Origin of the sequence: Sporosarcina sp. UB5, from assembly GCF_050859005.1 — a bacterium.
Taxonomy (GTDB): Bacteria; Bacillota; Bacilli; order Bacillales_A; family Planococcaceae; genus Sporosarcina.
Genome location: NZ_CP125984.1, coordinates 1,261,972 through 1,280,064 on the forward strand (window position 1 = coordinate 1,261,972; position 18,093 = coordinate 1,280,064).

Genomic DNA, 18,093 nt, shown 5'->3' on the forward strand with positions numbered 1-18,093 from the left:
TCGTTATACTATTATCTTGAATTCAAGATAATATATTTATGAGATAAAGTATTAAACATGAGGAGTGGAGCAGTGATGATGAAGAAAACGAAAGGAATCCATCACATATCAGCGATTGTAGGACACCCACAAGAAAATATAGATTTTTACGCCGGGGTGTTAGGTTTACGTCTAGTAAAACAGACCGTTAATTTTGATGATCCGGGTACGTATCACCTTTACTTTGGAGATGAACGAGGTACACCAGGAACGATTATTACATTCTTTCCGTGGGCAGGAGCTCGTCAAGGCGTCATAGGGGATGGTCAAGTAGGAGTTACTTCATATGTCATTCCAGAAGGTGCGCTTGCTTTTTGGAAAAATAGGTTAGAACGATTTGACATCCCTTTTACAATGTCACAACGTTTTGAGGAGGAAATCCTGGCATTTGACGATCCGCATGGTCTTCACCTTGAAATCGTGGAAAGAGCAGAAGGGGAAAAGAACTCCTGGGAGTTTGACGGAATTACTGCTGAAACAGCAATTAAAGGATTTGGTGGAGCAACGCTTTTATCCAAACAACCTAAGCAAACAACCGAGTTATTGGAAAACGTAATGGGGTTTAAAAAAGTTGGAGAAGAAGGGGATATCGTTCGATTCCGTTCATCTGGCGATATCGGGAACGTAATAGATGTAAAAATGACGACGACCGGGGATGGCCGAATGGGTGTCGGCACCGTTCACCATATTGCTTGGAGAGCTGACGATGATCAAGATCAGCTTGAATGGAAGAAACATGTTGAACAATTTGGATATGGGGTAACGCCGGTGCAAGATAGAAATTACTTTAACGCGATTTACTTCAGGGAGCATGGAGAAATTTTATTTGAAATTGCAACAGATCCTCCTGGGTTTGCCCATGATGAGTCACTTGAAACGATGGGAGAGCAGTTAATGTTGCCTGTTCAATACGAAAAATATAGAGAGCAACTAGAACGTAAATTGATACCGATCCAGGTGAGAGAACTTGATTGACTTGTGAATCGACCTTCCATCGGATTAAAACATTTCCGAAATGGGAATAAGTAGAACTGTGCTTGAAATTACTAAAGAAGCGGGTGCAAGTATGGGCTTTTTCGCGAGGTTATTCGGAAAATCAAAGGAGATGGAAAAAATGTCGAATATCAAATTAGCTATCATTTTTTATAGTATGGGCGGTACAAACTATCAATTAGCAAAATGGGCAGCAGAAGGAGCAAAAGAAGCAGGTGCTGACGTTAAAGTTTTGAAAGTACAAGAATTAGCTCCGCAATCAGCAATTGAAGGAAATGAAGCTTGGAAATCGACTGTCGAAGCAACAAAAGACGTTCCCGTAGCAACTTCAGATGATATTGAATGGGCAGATGCAGTCATTTTCAGCGTCCCGACCCGATTTGGAAATATGCCTTCGCAAATGAAGCAATTCCTTGATACTCAAGGCGGACTATGGGCGAGTGGAAAGACAGTGAATAAAGTAGTGAGTGCTATGACGTCTGCACAAAATCCCCATGGTGGCCAAGAAGCTACATTATTATCCTTATATACTTCTATGATGCATTGGGGTGCTATTATTGTACCTCCAGGTTACACCGATCCAGTTATCTTTGGAGCGGGCGGAAATCCTTACGGGACAAGTGTAACAGTCGGACAAGACGGTAAAATGATTGAAGACGTGCAAGCAGCAGTTAAACACCAAGCAAAACGGACAGTTACAGTAGCAGAATGGGTTAAAAAAGGAAATCAATAAGCGTATGTTGAGGGGTTGTCCAAGTCTGGACAACCCCGTTTTTTTTAGAGCTGTCCCGCGTCCAAAGTGAGGCGTTCCGCATCCAAAGTGAGGCGTTCCGCGTCCAAAGTGAGGCGTTCCGCGTCCAAAGTGAGGCGTTCCGCGTCCAAAGTGAGGCGTTCCGCGTCCAAAGTGAGGCGTTCCGCGTCCAAAGTGAGGCGTTCCGCGTCCAAAGTGAGGCGTTCCGCGTCCAAAGTGAGGCGTTCCGCGTCCAAAGCGAGGTGTTCCGCGTCCAAAGCGAGGTGTTCCGCGCTCAAAGTGAGGCGTTTCGCGCCCAAAGCGAGGCGTCCCGCGCTCAAAGTGAGGTGTCCCGCGCTCAAAGTAAGGTGTCCCGCGCTCAAAGTAAGGTGTCCCGCGCTCAAAGTAAGGTGTCCCGCGCTCAAAGCGAGGCGTCCCGCGCTCAAAGTGAGACGTCCCGCGTCCAAAGTGAGGCGTTCCGCGTCCAAAGTGAGGCGTTCCGCGTCCAAAGTGAGGCGTTCCGCGTCCAAAGTGAGGCGTTCCGCGCCCAAAGTAAGGTGTCCCGCGGGTGACGTACAATAGTCTGTGTAAACGTAAAAAAGATAGGGCATCCTCAAGGTTAATCACTACAAAAACCAAGGAGGATGCACTATCTATGTCTAGTATAATCGATAATCTGTTTTCTAATCAAATGGAGGAGTTAGTCAAGCAATTTGTCCAGGATAATCTTGAAACAATTATGAAAGAGGAAATGAAAAACTTCTTCGAAGTAGAACATCCTGAGCTTAAGAATAGTAAGAATGGATATTATTCGCGCATGCTCGATACAAGATACGGCCGTATAGAAGACTTGGCAGTCCCTAGAGATCGCGAGGGACATTTCCGCACCCAGCTTTTCGACCCTTACCAAAGGCGTGAAAGGTGGCTGGGTGAAACAATCATTACGATGTACCAGAACGGATTTAGCACTCGGGAAGTTGGACAATTTATCGAAAGGATTCTGGGGAACAACTACTCAGCTACAACGATCAGTAACATCACGGACGTGGTCATGGAAGATATTTTGGAATGGCAACAACGCTCACTTCACAATAGATATTCTGTGCTTTATTTGGACGGCACCTACCTAAAGCTCCGCCGGCAAGACGTTGCAAGCGAGGTTGTATATGTCATTGTTGGAGTCAGGGACGATGGTTATAGAGAAATCGTAGATTTCTTTGTGGGTGGAAATGAAAGTGCAGTAGGCTGGAAAAACATTTTGACCAGTCTCAAAAGCCGTGGGTTAGAAGAAGTATTGCTTGGTGTTTTCGATGGATTATCTGGTCTGGAACAGGCGTTTAAAGAGGTCTATCCACTGGCAGATGTGCAGCGCTGCGTGGTTCATAAAGTGAGAAATGTTATTTCTTCTGTTCGTAAGAAGGACAAGGAGCCCATTATGACAGACTTGAAGAAAGTTTATCGGGCACTTACTAAGGAAGACGCGCTTAGGTCCTTCGAAGACTTTAGAGAAAAGTGGAAGAAAGGGTATCCGAAAGTGGTCCAATCCTGGGAAGAGGATCTTGGTGTTTTACTTACATTCATGTCTTATCCCAAAGTTATTCAAAGCCAAATCTATACAACCAATATTATCGAAAGAACTATAAAGGAAATAAAAAAACGCACCAAGACTATGAACAGTTTGCCAAGTGAAAAAGCTGTCGAAAAAATAGTCTATTTAGTCGCGCAAGACTACAACGAAAAATGGGGTAAAAGGATGAGTTCTGAATTTGCTTCGGCTCATACTGCCTTAATGGAGATGTTTAGTGATCGGTATGGCAACGGTAATATTAATTAAAACTTTATAGGTTGATCTTAAGGATGCTTGTACGTAGACCGCAGATTTGACATGGAGCCTCTGCGGACATGTGAACAGGCCATGATACCAGCTATAGTAATTAGCTGGCCTCGCCTGCCAAGGCTAACATGTCCGCCCCTCCAAGTAAAATCTGCTTAACAGTCTGCGTTGTACTTACACATACTTCTTGACGGTACCGTCCCGCGCTCAAAGTAAGGTGTCCCGCGCTCAAAGCGAGGCGTCCCGCGCTCAAAGTGAGGTGTCCCGCGCTCAAAGTGAGACGTCCCGTGTCCAAAGCAAGGCCTCGCGCGTCCAAAGTGGCGATCCCGCCGATGCATACTCGACTTATTTCAATGCGTAATAAATAATTTATATACTTGATATACTTTTTATACTATCGTATACTGAAAATAATTGCTGGAGGTGATACTCATTAAAGTATGTCCCTATTTAGAATCGTGCTTTGAAATATTAGGAAGACGTTGGAATGGGCTTATCATTCATTATTTGTCGAATCGGAATGAGTTCACTGCCCACTTTTCCGAAATGAGGCGTGATTTGCCGGATATTACCCCTCGGTCGCTTTCATTAAAATTGACCGAACTCGCTGAGCATGGATTAGTCATAAAAAAAGTGACAGAAGGAACACCTGTCATCATTTCGTATCATCTGTCCGAAAAAGGACAACAACTCGCTATTGCTTTGGAACCAGTTCACGCTTGGGCGCAGCAACATATTGAACTTGATTTAGATAATCATACAAAAGAAAAGGGGAATGAAAATGAGCAAAAACAATAATATGGTATGTGATATGGAAACAGGGATTTGTGGTCCTGCCGGAGATGACACGGGGGCAATGGAATTCATCGATTTGTCAGCACCTGAAAAGTCCATTGACCTTTATTATGTAACCGATCCAATCTGTTCGCATTGCTGGGCGCTTGAACCGGTTCTTAGAAAGTTTGTCCATCAGTACGGTCATTACTTCAATATGCATACGCTAATGGGAGGATTGCTTGAAAAGTGGGATGGTTTCGCAGACGTTAGCAACGGAATTTCAGGGCCTTCTGATGTTGCCGGTCACTGGAGAGAAGTCGGCGAACATTCACGGATGCCGATTGACGGAACGGTTTGGTACGATAACCCGATTGCATCATCTTTCATTCCATCACGAGTATACAAAGTGGTCCAAGAAAAACATCCTGAGCTTGCGAACACATTTTTACGCCGTGCACGAGAAGAGCTATTTGCATTCAATAAAAACATTGCGCAAGACGATGTTCTAATCGATATTGTCAATCAAGTCGGGCTAGATGGAGAGGCGATTGTTTATCAATCTAAACTCCCGGAAGCTGACACTCAATTGCACGAAGACTTCCAACTCGTCCGTCAGTTAGGTGTTCGCGGCTTCCCGACAATCGTCATGATGAATGAAGAGAAGAAAGGTGTGCGGATCGTTGGTGCAAGAACGTTGGAAGACTATGCGAACGGACTGCAACGATTGCTAGAGGATGAAACAATAAAACCGAAGCAACTTTCAGGGTTAGAGCAATTGCTTCAAGAGGAAAAATTATTGTTCTCCCGCGAAATTGAAGAATTTTATTCGATTGATAAAAGCGAAGTAGAGGCATTTGCACAGCAACAATTGCCGCAGGATGCTTATACGGTTAATAGCCTGCTTGGTGAAAAGTACATTCGAGTGAAATAAATTTCAAACTTGCTCATAACAAATAGCCCACTTAAGCATCTCATCACCTAAGTGGGCTATTTTCTATCCTGTAAGGTTTTAACGTTATTTTTCAAGTGCCAACAACTGCTTTTTCATTTCCAAACCGCCTCGGAATCCAGTCAATTTGCCATTTTTCCCGATAACGCGATGGCACGGGACGGTGATCAGTAGAGGATTGGCTCCGATTGCAGCTCCAACTGCGCGCACCGATTTCGGATTTTGAATTCGTTCTGCAATATCGGAATAAGAAACGGTCTGTCCAAACGGTATTTCTAGTAGAGCTTTCCATACGGATTGTTGAAACGGTGTTCCACGCAGATCGAGCAGCATAGTAAACTCTTTCCGCTTTCCATCCAAGTAATCTACCATTTCAACTATATATGGTTGCATGACATTCCTATCTTCTAATAGACGATACATAGGAAGTCGTTTCTTCACCCATGTGACAAGTTCCTCGAATGGGGCGTCGTGCGGGCTCGCGTAACAAAGTCCTTCAGTTGTCGCTGCCAAATATATACTCCATTGCCCATGATTCAACAGCGTCCAGTAAACGGTGATTTGTTTGTTTTGTTCCATTTGAAACCTCCTCCTTCTAATTTCTTCTCGTCCAATATGTTGTTTTCTTTTCCTTGTAATTTTATATCAATTAGTTGTGTTTGACGAATCCTTCACGTTATCCTCATCTTTCGAGGTTATAATTTAAGGCATCGTATATAAAATCAATTTCAGCTCATAATAAAGGTGTATTGATTAGTTTATAATAATTATTAATTAACATTGACTATAATTTTATATATGTTATAATTAACGTAAGAGCTAGAGGAGGTTTTAACAAATGGAAAAATTACATTCAGCACTAAATGTTCAAATTGCAAACTGGAGTGTCTTGTACACGAAGTTACACCGTTATCATTGGTTTGTAAAAGGACCGCATTTCTTTACTCTTCATGAAAAATTTGAGGAACTATATAATGAATCAGCAAGCGTTGTCGATGAGGTAGCAGAAAGACTTCTTGCAATTGGTGGAACGCCTGTTGCGACGATGAAGGAATACTTAACCATTGCGACGTTAGAAGAGACAAAAGGCGAAAGCAATGCAGAAGAAATGGTTGCAAGCCTTGCGGATGATTACAAGCACCTGAAAAAAGAGCTAAAGGCATTGGCTGAACTATCAGAGCAGCACGGAGACGATGCAATTAATGATCTCGCTGTCGGTTTATTAGTAAAGCTCGACATTCATATTTGGATGCTCTCTGCTTATTTAGGAGAATAACGGAAACTTGAAAAAGCGTCAGTGATTCAATTCACTGACGCTTATTTTTGTTAACGATTGCTCTTCCGCAATAACGGTGATAAAATAGGGGTATAGGGTATATATGAGTCGGGGGTGATACGTATGTCAGAAACAAATAAGAAAACAGTCCAACCAAACAAGCAGCAACTATTGAATCGTTTAAAACGGATAGAGGGCCAAGTGAGAGGCGTTCATCAAATGATTGAGAACGACCGCTATTGTGTCGATATCCTCCATCAGATCAGTGCAATCCAATCGGCAATGAACAAGGTTTCCCTTGCCTTATTAGAAGATCATACGCATCACTGTGTCGTGAACGCGATTAAAGGGCAAGATGGCGAGGCGGCTATTCAAGAGTTGATGAGTGTTATGAAAACACTGACGAAATAATCTCTTTATTCTTGGCATACCTTCGAGGGGTATGGTATATTGAACATGACAATGAGCTAGGAGGTTCGTTTAACATGAAAGAAGTACTAAAGGTAGAAGGCATGTCTTGCGGACATTGCGTAAATACGATTGAAAAAAGCGTTGGTAGCTTATCCGGCGTTTCTGCAGTTGCAGTAGATTTAGGGAAAAAAGAAGTGTCGATTGAGTTTGAAAATGAATCGACATTACAGAAAGTAAAAGAAACGATTGAAGAGCAAGGCTTTGATCTTGCTTGATTGATTGAGTGTATGCCGCTAACACCATACGGGGGTATTAAGCGGTTGAAGTGATTATACTTTGTTGTATAATCCTTCTTTTTTAGAATAATAATACCCCCACCCAGTATAGGAGGGAGACAAGTGGCGACAATTGAAAAGACCTTGAAAATTGACGGGATGACATGCGCTGCATGTGCTAACCGGATTGAAAAGGGTTTATCCAAAATAGAAGGTGTCGAAAAGGCGAATGTGAATTTTGCACTCGAAAGATCCACAGTTTCTTTCGACCCGGAAGTGACAAATGTCGACGAGTTCAGAGCGAGAATCGAAAAGCTAGGCTTTCAAGTTATTCAAGATAAAGCAGAATTTGACGTGACGGGAATGACGTGTGCGGCATGTGCAGCAAGAATCGAAAGACGTATTAATAAAATGGAAGGCGTCTCAAACGCTACTGTCAATTTTGCGCTTGAAACGTTGACAGTCGACTATGATAGTGGGCAAACAGACCCTAATGAAATGAAGGCGAACGTAAAGAAAATGGGGTTTGAATTGATTGCCAAGTCAGACGGCAAGGAAAAAATGGACCATAAAGAGCAGGAAATTAACAAGCAGACACGGAAATTTATTTTTTCCGCAATCCTCACGTTGCCGTTATTATGGACGATGGTGGCACATTTTGAATTTCTTTCGTTCCTTTATTTGCCGGCATTTCTAATGAATCCATGGGTACAGTTAGTACTTGCGACACCTGTTCAATTTATTGTTGGGGCACAGTTCTATAAAGGTGCCTACTCATCATTAAGAAATAAAAGCGCTAATATGGATGTCCTTGTAGCTTTAGGAACGAGTGCAGCATATTTTTACAGCCTTTATTTATCGTTCGAATGGATGAACGCGGGCAGTGTCGGTGAAGCAGAGCTCTATTTTGAAGCTTCTGCTGTCATTATTACGCTCATCGTCCTAGGAAAGTTGTTCGAAGTACGAGCAAAAGGGAAGACGAGCGAGGCGATTCAGAAATTGCTCGGTCTGCAGGCGAAAACAGCGCGCGTATTAAAGGATGGCGTTGAGCAAGAAATTCCAATCGAAAACGTTGTAGCGGGTGATTTGATCCTCGTTAAACCGGGCGAAAAAATCCCAGTCGACGGAGAAATCCTAACCGGCCAATCGGCAGTTGATGAATCGATGATTACAGGTGAAAGTATCCCTGTCGATAAAGTTGTCGGAGACTCTGTCATTGGGGCAACGATTAATAAAAATGGTTCACTACAAATTAAAGCGACGAAAGTCGGAAAAGATAGCGCATTGTCGCAAATTGTCAAAGTCGTTGAAGAAGCACAAGGTTCTAAAGCGGAAATTCAGCGGCTGGCGGATAAAATTTCAGGCATATTCGTTCCGATTGTTGTCGGCATTGCCATTTTGACGTTTTTCATCTGGTATTTTGCCGTCACACCGGGCGACTTTAGGTCGTCGCTTATCCCGACCATTTCCATTCTTGTCATTGCATGTCCATGTGCGCTCGGCTTAGCGACGCCGACATCGATCATGGCAGGTTCCGGGAGAGCTGCAGAAATGGGCTTGTTGTTCAAAGGCGGCGAACATCTTGAAAATACCCGCTCCATCGACACAGTCGTGTTGGATAAAACGGGAACAGTGACGAAAGGCGAACCGGCATTGACGGATGTCATCGTCTCTGACGGCTTCGGCGAGCGAGATGTCTTGCAATTAGTAGCTTCTGCGGAAAACCAATCCGAGCATCCATTGGCGCAAGCGATTGTCAAAGGCGTCAAAGAAAAAGGGATTGAATTAATCGAGGTAGAAACGTTCAAAGCGCTTCCTGGTTACGGAATCGAAGCGAAAGTTGCTGGAAAGCAATTGCTTGCTGGTACTCGAAAACTAATGCGCAGCCGTGACGTTGCTCTTCATAACATTGAAACGACAATGGAGATGATGGAGAACGAAGGAAAAACGGCGATGCTCATTGCAATCGATGGAGAGCTTGCTGGCGTCGTGGCGGTTGCCGATACCGTGAAAGATACGTCCAAAGTGGCCATCCAACGAATGCAGGAGCTCGGTCTCGACGTCATTATGCTGACAGGCGATAATCGACATACTGCTGAAGCAATCGGACGGGAAGTCGGCTTGACGCATATTATTGCAGAAGTACTCCCTGAACAGAAAAGCGATGAAATTAAGAAGCTCCAAGCACAAGGGAAGAAAGTTGCAATGGTCGGCGACGGCATTAATGATGCACCGGCACTCGCTATGGCGGACATCGGAATGGCTGTCGGCACCGGCACGGATATTGCGATCGAAGCGGCTGACATTACGTTAATGCGTGGCGATCTGAACAGTGTTGCAGACGCATTCATTATGAGCCGAAAAACGATGCGCAACATTAAGCAAAACTTGTTTTTCGCCTTCTTCTACAATACGATCGGCATACCTGTTGCTGCATTCGGCCTGTTAGCCCCTTGGGTAGCGGGCGCGGCAATGGCATTTAGTTCGGTGTCGGTCGTTCTGAACGCACTTAGGCTTCAACGAGTGAAACTATAACTGGATTTTCGTAAAGAAAAAAAGCCCATCCATTAGCGTAACGGGTTCGGAACACGGGGAGAAAACATTAAATAGCATAGCAATTGGGGACTCAATTCGCATACGAATTGGTGTCCCTATTTTTGTTGTTATATCAACGTTTAGATGATTTATATAGACGAAATGGAACGGCAATTAGCGCAGGGATTAACAATAGCACATAAATTTATGTGCTTCTGCTAATTCACTTGTTAAAACACTTGCTAATTGGATATTGGAAGGAAAAATATAGAAGGAAGATGAGAAATCTATGTTAAAATATATTGAAGATTAAGAAATTATGTTCTTCAACTAACGGAGCAGGTTAGTTGAACAAGGATATAGAAATATAATGGTATAGAAACAACTAAGAGGTGGAATATGAAATTAGAAGATATTATTGGAAATTGTATTGATTCTGCAATTCTTTATGGGGTATCAGCATATGAAGTTGTAGTTAATCCTAGAAAAACAAATAAGCTATATGATAAACAGTACAAAAATTTCAAACTTCTCAAGAGGCACCCTAACGGTATAGAATCCTTATATCATTTGCTACAACACCCTAATATTTATGTAAGATATATATCAGCAATTCATCTACTTTCAGTTGATGAAAAAAAGGCAAAAGAAGTGATTATGACTGTTGCTACATTAAACAAGCGTTTGGATCCACACGATCTTTTCGAAGAGTGGGACAATGGAAATCTAAAGGAATATTATAGTTAAATTTAAATTCCTATTCAACTAACGGGTGCTTTAGTTCAATAAGGATAGTAGAATATTACGCTAAAAAGCACTCAGATTTCTGAGTGCTTTTACTTGTTTTCATATGGCTATTCCACTGTTGAAATATGTGCTAATTAACCTGTTATTTTCGTTGTTAATTGCACTTTTCTCCCCATCAACCGAACCTGTTACCATTAGCGGATGGGCTTTACTGTTTATTGTATAAGGCTTTTCACAGCTTTCGACATCGTCGCGCCGTCCGTTTTGCCGGCAAGGAGCGGTTTAGCGATTTTCATCGCGTCTCCCATATTCATTCCACTCGCAACTCCTGCCTCTGTCAGCAACGCCTTCACTTCTTCCTCGCTTAATTGCTTAGGCAGGAAGGATTTAAGTAGGACCAATTTCTTGTTTTCCTGTTCAATCAAATCCTCACGCTGCGCTTTTTCCGCGCCTTCTAACGCTTGGTTCGTCTGTTTGATTTCACGGTTTACAATCGCGACTTCCTCTTCTGCTGTCAAAGCGGAGCCTTTTTCTTTTTCAGCTGAATCAAGTGCGGATTTCAAAAGTGTCAGCACACCTTTCGAAAGGACGTCCTTCTCTTTCATTGCCTGCTTTAGTTGTTCAAACACAGTTGTTTTTAACATCGTTCAAATCGCCTCTTTTCATAGATCGAATGCATCCAACTCACTCGAATTTGTTTAATGATTATACGTGGAGGCGACTATGAAATGCAACTTACAGGAATTAGGGTCGGAAAAATCCGCTGAATCAAATTAGATTTTCTTCACAAACTCCGACTTCAATTGCATTGCGCCAAATCCAGGGATTTTGCAATCAATATCGTGATCGCCTTCGACCAGCTTAATGTTTTTCACCGTCGTCCCCATTTTGACAACGGAAGAGCTGCCTTTCACTTTCAAGTCTTTGATGACCGTAATCGTATCGCCGTCGTTTAGGACATTTCCATTTGCGTCTCTAACGACAGTCGCTTCAGCTTCCTCCTCTTGGGATTCTAATGTCCACTCGTGTGCACATTCAGGGCAAACGAACAGATTTCCGTCTTCATATGTGTATTCAGAATTACATTTCGGGCAGTTTGGTAAATTACTCATAACATGATTCCTCCATCCATTAATATCTTTCATAATAACAGAGAACAAAATTAATCCAAGTCACAAGAACAAAACAATCTGCATTTGTATAAATCTCAAGTATTTGCTATATTATAAGCAATATGGAATCGTAGAAGTGGCCAAGTAGATGAAAATTGTGAAACAGAAAGTATGGCGCAATACTGAGAGCCGTACCACCGCTTTTCATTGAACCCTACCACGGAGATGTCATGCAAAACATGACCGGGTCGTTTTCGTTATAAAACGTTTGAGGGTTTAGCATCGCTAGACCGAATAAAGGTGGTACCACGTCTATCCAGCGCAAAGACGTCCTTATTTTATAGGACAGCTTTGCGCTTTTTATTATGCATAGGGAGGAAATCAAGATGAGTAATCAGAAAAACGATTTTTCAAAATGGTATATTGACACAATTCAAAAGGCGGATTTAATGGATTATACACCTGTCCGCGGATGTATCGCATTCAAACCGGATGGCTTCGAAATTTGGGAGCATATCCAAGCTGAAATGGACAAGCGTTTCAAAGAGACCGGGCACCGGAATGCGTACTTCCCGATGTTGATTCCTGAGTCGTTCTTCCAAAAGGAGAAAGATCATATCGAAGGATTCTCCCCTGAACTTCCATTTGTGACGGAAGCTGCAGGCGAGCAATTAGAAGAGCGTCTAGCATTGCGCCCGACTTCCGAGACAATGATTGGCCACCTATATTCCGATTGGATTAAAAGCTATCGCGATCTTCCGGTGTTAATTAACCAATGGGCGAACGTTTTCCGTTGGGAGAAGAGAACATTGCCGTTCATTCGAACTTCTGAGTTTTTATGGCAAGAAGGGCATACGGCGCATGTCGATGAAGAAGAGGCACGCGAAGAGACGATGCAAATGTTGAACATTTATAAAGAAGTCGTAGAAGGACTATTAGCAATTCCGGTCTATGACGGACAAAAAACGCCATCTGAGCGTTTCGCGGGTGCGGTTGACACGTATTCCATCGAAGCGATGATGAAGGACGGGAAAGCGGTTCAAGCGGGTACGTCCCACTATTTAGGTACGAAGTTTGCGGAAGCATTCGACATTAAATATTTGACGAAAGAAAACCGTCATGAATTTGTCCATACGACATCATGGGGAACGTCAACACGTCTAATCGGTTCTGTCATCATGGTACACGGGGACGATCAAGGGCTTGTATTGCCACCACGTATCGCACCGACGCAAGTTGTGTTAATTCCGGTCGGTCCTTGGAAGAAGAACCCTACAATTATGGAAAAGCTGGATGAAGTATTTGCTGAATTGAAAGCGAAGGGCATCCGTGTACGTCTTGATGATTCTGATCAGTCTCCAGGCTACAAGTTCAACGAGTGGGAGCTAAAAGGTGTTCCAGTTCGTGTTGAACTAGGACCACGTGATTTGGAAAACAATCAGGCGCTAATGAAAGCACGTGATGAAGACGAGAAAGTCGCTGTCGATTTGGCAAATATCGTCGAAAGCATTGAGCAAGAATTGCAAACGATGCAAACGCGCCTCCTTGAAAAAGCGCGTGCATTCCGTGCGGAGCATTCCCACACGCATATCGACACGATTGAGGAACTGAAGAAGCATATCGCAGATTCAGCGGAAAAAGGAGAAATCCCTGGGTGGATCCTAGCTGGCTGGTGCGGCGATGACGCGTGTGAGGAGCATGTGAAGGATGAAACGATGTTCACGACACGTAACATTCCTTTCAATCCACCGGCTGAAAAGTCCACGTGCATCAATTGTGGAAAAGACGCGAAGCATACGGTTTGGTTTGCAAGAGCATATTAATTATATGAATGAATAAAGTCCGCCCTGGGGAATTCCTCGGGGCGGCTTTTTTGCATGGAATTCGCCATGAAAAACACTGGAAAAATGGAGAGTCGGTGGTAAAGTGCTCCGAGTCGGTGATAAACCCCGATGAGTCGGTGATAACACTCCTACGAAAAATCTCCTCCCGAACTCAGGAGGAGTCTCACATCAATCAATTCACAATCGCATTTTCCATCACATTCAACAATTCTTCAGCAGTCATCGTCCGTTCGCCTCCGCCTTGAACAAATGCGTCGTTTCCGCCACCTTTTCCGTTAAGATGTGGCAAAACTGCCGCGGTAACTAACTTCATGCTCGTCCCGACGGATGCGCCCCTCCCAGCGACAAACTGGAGGCGGCCTTCATTCTCAGCAACGAGTAGGGCTATGACCGAATCATCCTCTGCGACAATCATCCGTGCCAATTTTTGCAGCTCTTGCACCGTTCGATCCGTGAATGAAGCTCTTACAATGCTTCCATTCCTATTATCCAATAAGTTTTCTATCTCAAAAGACAGCAAATCTTCCTTGGCGATTTCCAATGATTTTTCCAATGCGTGATGCGAAGTTAATAGTCGCTCGATTGCACTACTAACACCATCTTCAGGAGCGCTTAGTAATTTGGAGGCAGCTGACAACTCTTCGTGTTTCCGGTGCAATTGCTGAAGAACCCGGCCGCCGCAAGCGAAGTGGACACGGACCTTCTGCTTTTGCTTTTCAGTAGAGATGATTTTTAGCAATCCAACTTGCCCGGTCGAGGATGGGTGCGTGCCTCCGCAGCCGTTGTAATCGAAATCCGGTATAATGACGAGCCGAATTTCATCCGTCACAGCCAATTGTTTACGCAATGAATACTCCGAAAGCTCGTCCTCCGTCACCCATTTCGTTTCAATCGGACGGTTTTCCAAAATGATATCGTTCGCAAGTTTTTCCGCAGCCGCCAATTGCTCCGCCGTCACGTCTTCCACATCCAAATCGATGGAAACAAGCCCTTTGCCTAAATGAAAGCTGACTGTTTGAAAATCGAAAAGCCGGACAAAGGCTGCCGTTAATATATGCTGCCCCGCATGCTGCTGCATATGGTCAAAGCGACGTTCCCAATCGATTGCACCTTCCACTTCCTTCTTAGAATGAAGTTCTTCATCAAGAAAATGGCGGATCTCACCATCCACGTCCTCCACATCGATCACCTGAACCCCTTCAATCGTTCCCGTATCATGCGGCTGCCCGCCACCAGTAGGGTAAAACGCTGTGTTGCTCAATACGACGTAGGGGCGCCCAGCAGAATCCGCCCCGTCACTAACAATCCGTGCTCTAAACGTCTTTTTATAAGCATTTTCGTAATAAATGCGGTCCTTTAACATAGCCCTGTCTCCTAGCATGAATAATTTATTAACAGTGTACAACAAATAGAAAAAGGCTTCCCACTTATTTCAGTGAGAAGCTCCGTTCATTTTTTTCACGAAAGGACAGAATCCTTTCGACTAACAGATCGTATTTATCTCTCCACAAAACTCTCATCGCCAACGTTAAGAACAATAGGAACCCTAGAAGAACGACTGAAACGATACTCGTAATTTTGAAAAACAGTAACTCTTTGAATCCACCAAGTCCCATCGAAATAATTATACTACTAACAAAAACGATGAAGCTAATTGGCAGCAGTTGTATGAAAATATCGTAGTTCCTTCTTTTGAAATACCCAATTGTGAAAGGTGTAATGAACGCAATTAACGTTATATATAATAAAACAATGAGCGTATCAAAAACGGTAATAATCATATCCATCCACAAAAACCTCCTTGCTATCTACTAGTGCAATTTATACCCTATATTCTTATAACATATGCATAAGAGTTGGAGAATCTACTTTTATACCTATATAAAAAAAGGGGGAGTATAGGCTCCCCCCTCTAACAAATCCGTTCATTCGATAATTTCAAAGCTCTGTAGCATATGATAAAACCTTGCGCCATGACCTTCCGCCGCTTCAAGGAAATACTTCTTAGTAATGACAAAGCTCCCATCTTTGCCGTTACTAATGACGTACACATCAATGACTTTTCCATCCCACGTCGATTCAGTCAAACCGTGCAACCAGAAACCTTCGACAGGTTCTGACACAGTTTCAATGTCCCGCAGATCCGGGAACTCGACCTTTAACTTTTCTTCGATTTCCTTCACAAGCGTTTCCGGCTTGTCGGTTGGATATTGCCTAATTTCCATACTCACTTCCGGATACTTCTCAGGAAGAGGCTCAATCGTCGTAATAATATCGGCGTCTTCTCCCTTGATCATTTTGTAGCGAGATTCATCCACGTAAATAATATACTCGGAATTTCTTCCTTCATTTAAGTGAACTTCTGTCGGCTCATCTTGTCCTTCAATGCTTTGGATAATTTCCTTTTCAGGGGCAAACATGTCCTTAATTCCTTTAATTAGCGCAAGCCCGGGCTCAGTCTGCAAGGTGAATGCAAGGACAAGTGCCGCCGCTGTAATGAGCAAAGCAGGCATCCATCGTTTTTTCCGTTTCACTACTGTCCGCCTCCCTTCGAATAATTCCTCGTTAATAGTATTCCAAATGTCGTCCTTCAGTTCACGCACGTCTACGTCGGTCTGTTGCTCAAGCTCTTTCTTAATTCGCTCGTCAAATTTGCTCATTAGGACATATCCTCCTCTCGATTAGGCTCCAGCTGCTCTTTCAATCGTTTTCTTCCTTTGAATAATCGCGACTTGACTGTGTTTTGATTCAACCCTAAGATCTCCGCAATCTCTTTTTCGGTAAACCCTTTAATATACTTTAAAATAAGGGGAATCCGGTGAGAGTCATCCAATGCTTGAATGACGTCGTAAAGCTCCGTCAACTGATCGAAAGATTCCTCTGCTAGGGAAAGATCGTTTTCAACCGATTCAATAGTTGAAAGAGGGGACTCTTTTTTCATTAAACGAAGACATTCATTTGTCAATATCCGATAAAACCAAGGGTCGAAAGGCAATGCTGGATTGAAGCTTCCGATTTGCCGGTAAACCCGGATGAACGTTTCCTGCACCGCATCTTTCGCCATTTCGCGGTTACGGGTAATTGCGCTCGCTGTCCGAATTGCTGGACCCGCATACGCTTCATAAAATTGCCGGAAAGCGGCTTGATTGCCCATCCGTATTTTCCGAACCCACTTTTCCTGCTGCACGCGGCACACTCCTTTCAGAACAACCGAATTTGTTGCTCTTACTATATATACCCTCAGTTTTGCCGAAAAGTTTTCGGGACAACAAAAAAACCACATCACTACTTCAAGTGATGTGGAACTTGCTCAAGTATTTTTCAAACGAAGTCGTCGGTTAGCAATGCTCGGCAACGTCATGCCGATTAAGATGATCACAATGCCGACAATTTGCATAACGGTCATATGCTCGTGTAATAAAATAACCGAAACCGTAACTGCGACGGGTAGCTCAATCGCGCTTAAAATCGACGCCATCGCTGTACCAACTTTCGGTATACCGATAGAGAAAAGCAGAATCGGTAGGATAATGCCAAACACCCCTAAAATCAGGCCATATATCCATAAACCGTCTAGCAATGTCCCGTCCCAGACAATTTCCGGCGCTTGGAAAAACGTGATGGCAATGGCACCGAAGAATGACATGAATAGAAGCCTTGTGAGCATGTCCATCCCTTCCACTTGTCGCTGATTGATCATGAGGAATGCAGAAAAAGTAACGGCCGAAGCCATCCCCCAAGCCCATCCTTGCCATGGAATGCCACTCAAATCGGCATCAATGACACCTGCTGCAAAAATTGTGCCTCCGAATAAAAACAGTAATGAAATGACTTCAATCCGTTTCGGAAGCCGCCTACGAGCGATGCAATCAAAAAGCATGCCAATCCACGTAAATTGGAAAAGCATGACGACAGCAAGGGAAGCAGGCATCAAGCTGACGGCTTTCCCGTAAACTGTTCCGGTAGTCGCTGTTAATAGACCAGCAAGTACAAGCGTAAAACCTCCGCCGAATTTCGGAAGTGTTCGATGGGTGAAAATATAAATGAGTAAGGCAAGTATAAAGCCAGTATAGTATTGGCTTGTCACTGCTTGGGCTGCTGTAAACCCATCCGCAATGGCCAATTTAATAATTGAAGAAAGAATTCCATAACTGCACGCCCCAAGTATGACGAACAGCGGATACATCCATGGTTTCATCTAACGTCCTCCAGTCCACGCAATAGTATAACACGGATAGGGGAAATCCGTACGGAGGCGCGTTCATGCGCTGTCGTCCCACGCTCAAAGTGCAGCGTTACGCGCTCAAAGTACAGCGTTTCGCGTCCAAAGTGAAGCGTTCCGCGCCCAAAGTGATGCATTTCGTGTCCAAAGTGAAGCGTTCCGCGCTCAAAGCGAGTCGTCCCGCGCTCAAAGTGCAGCGTCCCGCGCTCAAAGTGCAGCGTTCCGCGCTCAAAGCGAGTCGTCCCGCGCTCAAAGTGCAGCGTTCCGCGCTCAAAGCGAGTCGTCCCGCGCTCAAAGTACAGCGTTTCGCGTCCAAAGTGAAGCGTTCCGCGTCCAAAGTGATGCATCC

Annotated in this window: 22 protein-coding genes; 11 read left to right on the forward strand and 11 right to left on the reverse strand. The window is 43.8% G+C overall.

From position 1 onward, the window contains the following. Positions 1–75 precede the first annotated feature (75 nt). Complete coding sequence (locus QM454_RS06620; RefSeq protein ID WP_432363102.1) at positions 76–1,014, forward strand: ring-cleaving dioxygenase; 939 nt, start codon at positions 76–78, stop codon at positions 1,012–1,014. Positions 1,015–1,153: 139 nt separating this feature from the next. Continuing rightward, on the forward strand, positions 1,154–1,765 hold the full coding sequence (gene wrbA, locus QM454_RS06625; protein WP_432363105.1) for an NAD(P)H:quinone oxidoreductase: 612 nt from the start codon (positions 1,154–1,156) through the stop codon (positions 1,763–1,765). A gap of 44 nt (positions 1,766–1,809) precedes the next feature. Here wrbA and QM454_RS06630 read toward each other — a convergent pair whose 3' ends face one another. Further along, entirely contained in the window at positions 1,810–2,313 is a 504-nt protein-coding gene (locus tag QM454_RS06630; RefSeq protein WP_432363108.1) for a hypothetical protein, read from the reverse strand. Positions 2,314–2,417: 104 nt separating this feature from the next. Between QM454_RS06630 and QM454_RS06635 the strand changes: the two genes are divergently transcribed. After that, on the forward strand, positions 2,418–3,596 hold the full coding sequence (locus tag QM454_RS06635) for an IS256 family transposase (RefSeq protein ID WP_432357191.1): 1,179 nt from the start codon (positions 2,418–2,420) through the stop codon (positions 3,594–3,596). A 100-nt stretch (positions 3,597–3,696) separates the two neighbouring features. On the opposite strand, the gene QM454_RS06640 is transcribed toward QM454_RS06635, so the two are convergent. Continuing rightward, entirely contained in the window at positions 3,697–3,891 is a 195-nt protein-coding gene (locus tag QM454_RS06640; RefSeq protein ID WP_432363110.1) for a hypothetical protein, read from the reverse strand. A gap of 137 nt (positions 3,892–4,028) precedes the next feature. On the opposite strand from QM454_RS06640, the gene QM454_RS06645 reads away from it, so the two are divergent. Beyond that, on the forward strand, positions 4,029–4,394 hold the full coding sequence (locus QM454_RS06645; RefSeq protein WP_432363888.1) for a winged helix-turn-helix transcriptional regulator: 366 nt from the start codon (positions 4,029–4,031) through the stop codon (positions 4,392–4,394). Then, positions 4,378–5,304 carry a DsbA family protein gene (locus tag QM454_RS06650; RefSeq protein ID WP_432363112.1) on the forward strand — a complete coding sequence of 309 codons (927 nt, stop codon included), beginning with the start codon at positions 4,378–4,380 and terminating at the stop codon, positions 5,302–5,304. The genes QM454_RS06645 and QM454_RS06650 overlap by 17 nt, the downstream gene beginning before the upstream one ends. Before the next feature lie 84 nt (positions 5,305–5,388). On the opposite strand, the gene QM454_RS06655 is transcribed toward QM454_RS06650, so the two are convergent. Beyond that, positions 5,389–5,901 (reverse strand): methylated-DNA--[protein]-cysteine S-methyltransferase, encoded by a 513-nt coding sequence (locus tag QM454_RS06655; RefSeq protein ID WP_432363115.1) that lies wholly within the window; start codon positions 5,899–5,901, stop codon positions 5,389–5,391. A gap of 259 nt (positions 5,902–6,160) precedes the next feature. Between QM454_RS06655 and QM454_RS06660 the strand changes: the two genes are divergently transcribed. From QM454_RS06660 to QM454_RS06680, 5 genes are all read left to right on the forward strand, one after another. After that, complete coding sequence (locus tag QM454_RS06660; protein ID WP_432363118.1) at positions 6,161–6,598, forward strand: Dps family protein; 438 nt, start codon at positions 6,161–6,163, stop codon at positions 6,596–6,598. A gap of 123 nt (positions 6,599–6,721) precedes the next feature. Next, positions 6,722–7,009 carry a metal-sensitive transcriptional regulator gene (locus tag QM454_RS06665; RefSeq protein WP_432363121.1) on the forward strand — a complete coding sequence of 96 codons (288 nt, stop codon included), beginning with the start codon at positions 6,722–6,724 and terminating at the stop codon, positions 7,007–7,009. Between the two features lie 74 nt (positions 7,010–7,083). Further along, a complete protein-coding gene (locus QM454_RS06670; RefSeq protein ID WP_432363123.1) occupies positions 7,084–7,284 on the forward strand; it encodes a copper ion binding protein in 201 nt (66 codons plus the stop codon). 123 nt (positions 7,285–7,407) lie between these two features. Further along, entirely contained in the window at positions 7,408–9,819 is a 2,412-nt protein-coding gene (locus QM454_RS06675) for a heavy metal translocating P-type ATPase (RefSeq protein WP_432363125.1), read from the forward strand. A 399-nt stretch (positions 9,820–10,218) separates the two neighbouring features. Further along, positions 10,219–10,566: a hypothetical protein gene (locus QM454_RS06680; protein ID WP_432363127.1), complete on the forward strand. Its 348-nt coding sequence runs from the start codon at positions 10,219–10,221 to the stop codon at positions 10,564–10,566. Between the two features lie 215 nt (positions 10,567–10,781). Here QM454_RS06680 and QM454_RS06685 read toward each other — a convergent pair whose 3' ends face one another. After that, positions 10,782–11,210, reverse strand: coding sequence for a GatB/YqeY domain-containing protein (locus QM454_RS06685; protein WP_432363129.1), 429 nt, complete (start codon positions 11,208–11,210; stop codon positions 10,782–10,784). Between the two features lie 129 nt (positions 11,211–11,339). Beyond that, entirely contained in the window at positions 11,340–11,678 is a 339-nt protein-coding gene (locus QM454_RS06690; protein ID WP_432363131.1) for a zinc ribbon domain-containing protein YjdM, read from the reverse strand. 386 nt (positions 11,679–12,064) lie between these two features. Here QM454_RS06690 and proS point away from each other — a divergent pair, with 386 nt between their 5' ends. After that, positions 12,065–13,501, forward strand: a complete 1,437-nt coding sequence (proS, locus tag QM454_RS06695; protein WP_432363133.1) for a proline--tRNA ligase — start codon at positions 12,065–12,067, stop codon at positions 13,499–13,501. Positions 13,502–13,694: 193 nt separating this feature from the next. Here proS and QM454_RS06700 read toward each other — a convergent pair whose 3' ends face one another. From QM454_RS06700 to QM454_RS06725, 6 genes are all read right to left on the reverse strand, one after another. Beyond that, positions 13,695–14,885, reverse strand: coding sequence for an alanyl-tRNA editing protein (locus QM454_RS06700; protein ID WP_432363135.1), 1,191 nt, complete (start codon positions 14,883–14,885; stop codon positions 13,695–13,697). Between the two features lie 64 nt (positions 14,886–14,949). Continuing rightward, positions 14,950–15,309, reverse strand: coding sequence for a hypothetical protein (locus tag QM454_RS06705; protein ID WP_432363137.1), 360 nt, complete (start codon positions 15,307–15,309; stop codon positions 14,950–14,952). Between the two features lie 138 nt (positions 15,310–15,447). Beyond that, entirely contained in the window at positions 15,448–16,182 is a 735-nt protein-coding gene (locus QM454_RS06710; RefSeq protein WP_432363139.1) for a hypothetical protein, read from the reverse strand. After that, positions 16,182–16,709 carry an RNA polymerase sigma factor gene (locus QM454_RS06715; protein ID WP_432363141.1) on the reverse strand — a complete coding sequence of 176 codons (528 nt, stop codon included), beginning with the start codon at positions 16,707–16,709 and terminating at the stop codon, positions 16,182–16,184. The genes QM454_RS06710 and QM454_RS06715 overlap by 1 nt, the downstream gene beginning before the upstream one ends. Positions 16,710–16,832: 123 nt before the next feature. After that, complete coding sequence (locus QM454_RS06720; protein WP_432363143.1) at positions 16,833–17,720, reverse strand: EamA family transporter; 888 nt, start codon at positions 17,718–17,720, stop codon at positions 16,833–16,835. A 97-nt stretch (positions 17,721–17,817) separates the two neighbouring features. Continuing rightward, a complete protein-coding gene (locus QM454_RS06725; protein WP_432363145.1) occupies positions 17,818–18,081 on the reverse strand; it encodes a hypothetical protein in 264 nt (87 codons plus the stop codon). Positions 18,082–18,093: the final 12 nt, after the last annotated feature.

What these genes read in the sequence shown, in the direction of transcription:
- QM454_RS06620 (WP_432363102.1), top strand. Translation starts at nt 76, where the DNA reads ATGATGAAGAAAACGAAAGGAATCCATCACATATCAGCGATTGTAGGA.
- wrbA (WP_432363105.1), top strand. Translation starts at nt 1,154, where the DNA reads ATGTCGAATATCAAATTAGCTATCATTTTTTATAGTATGGGCGGTACA.
- QM454_RS06635 (WP_432357191.1), top strand. Translation starts at nt 2,418, where the DNA reads ATGTCTAGTATAATCGATAATCTGTTTTCTAATCAAATGGAGGAGTTA.
- QM454_RS06650 (WP_432363112.1), top strand. Translation starts at nt 4,378, where the DNA reads ATGAGCAAAAACAATAATATGGTATGTGATATGGAAACAGGGATTTGT.
- QM454_RS06655 (WP_432363115.1), bottom strand. Translation starts at nt 5,901, where the DNA reads ATGGAACAAAACAAACAAATCACCGTTTACTGGACGCTGTTGAATCAT.
- QM454_RS06660 (WP_432363118.1), top strand. Translation starts at nt 6,161, where the DNA reads ATGGAAAAATTACATTCAGCACTAAATGTTCAAATTGCAAACTGGAGT.
- QM454_RS06665 (WP_432363121.1), top strand. Translation starts at nt 6,722, where the DNA reads ATGTCAGAAACAAATAAGAAAACAGTCCAACCAAACAAGCAGCAACTA.
- QM454_RS06670 (WP_432363123.1), top strand. Translation starts at nt 7,084, where the DNA reads ATGAAAGAAGTACTAAAGGTAGAAGGCATGTCTTGCGGACATTGCGTA.
- QM454_RS06680 (WP_432363127.1), top strand. Translation starts at nt 10,219, where the DNA reads ATGAAATTAGAAGATATTATTGGAAATTGTATTGATTCTGCAATTCTT.
- QM454_RS06685 (WP_432363129.1), bottom strand. Translation starts at nt 11,210, where the DNA reads ATGTTAAAAACAACTGTGTTTGAACAACTAAAGCAGGCAATGAAAGAG.
- QM454_RS06690 (WP_432363131.1), bottom strand. Translation starts at nt 11,678, where the DNA reads ATGAGTAATTTACCAAACTGCCCGAAATGTAATTCTGAATACACATAT.
- proS (WP_432363133.1), top strand. Translation starts at nt 12,065, where the DNA reads ATGAGTAATCAGAAAAACGATTTTTCAAAATGGTATATTGACACAATT.
- QM454_RS06700 (WP_432363135.1), bottom strand. Translation starts at nt 14,885, where the DNA reads ATGTTAAAGGACCGCATTTATTACGAAAATGCTTATAAAAAGACGTTT.
- QM454_RS06705 (WP_432363137.1), bottom strand. Translation starts at nt 15,309, where the DNA reads ATGGATATGATTATTACCGTTTTTGATACGCTCATTGTTTTATTATAT.
- QM454_RS06710 (WP_432363139.1), bottom strand. Translation starts at nt 16,182, where the DNA reads ATGAGCAAATTTGACGAGCGAATTAAGAAAGAGCTTGAGCAACAGACC.
- QM454_RS06720 (WP_432363143.1), bottom strand. Translation starts at nt 17,720, where the DNA reads ATGAAACCATGGATGTATCCGCTGTTCGTCATACTTGGGGCGTGCAGT.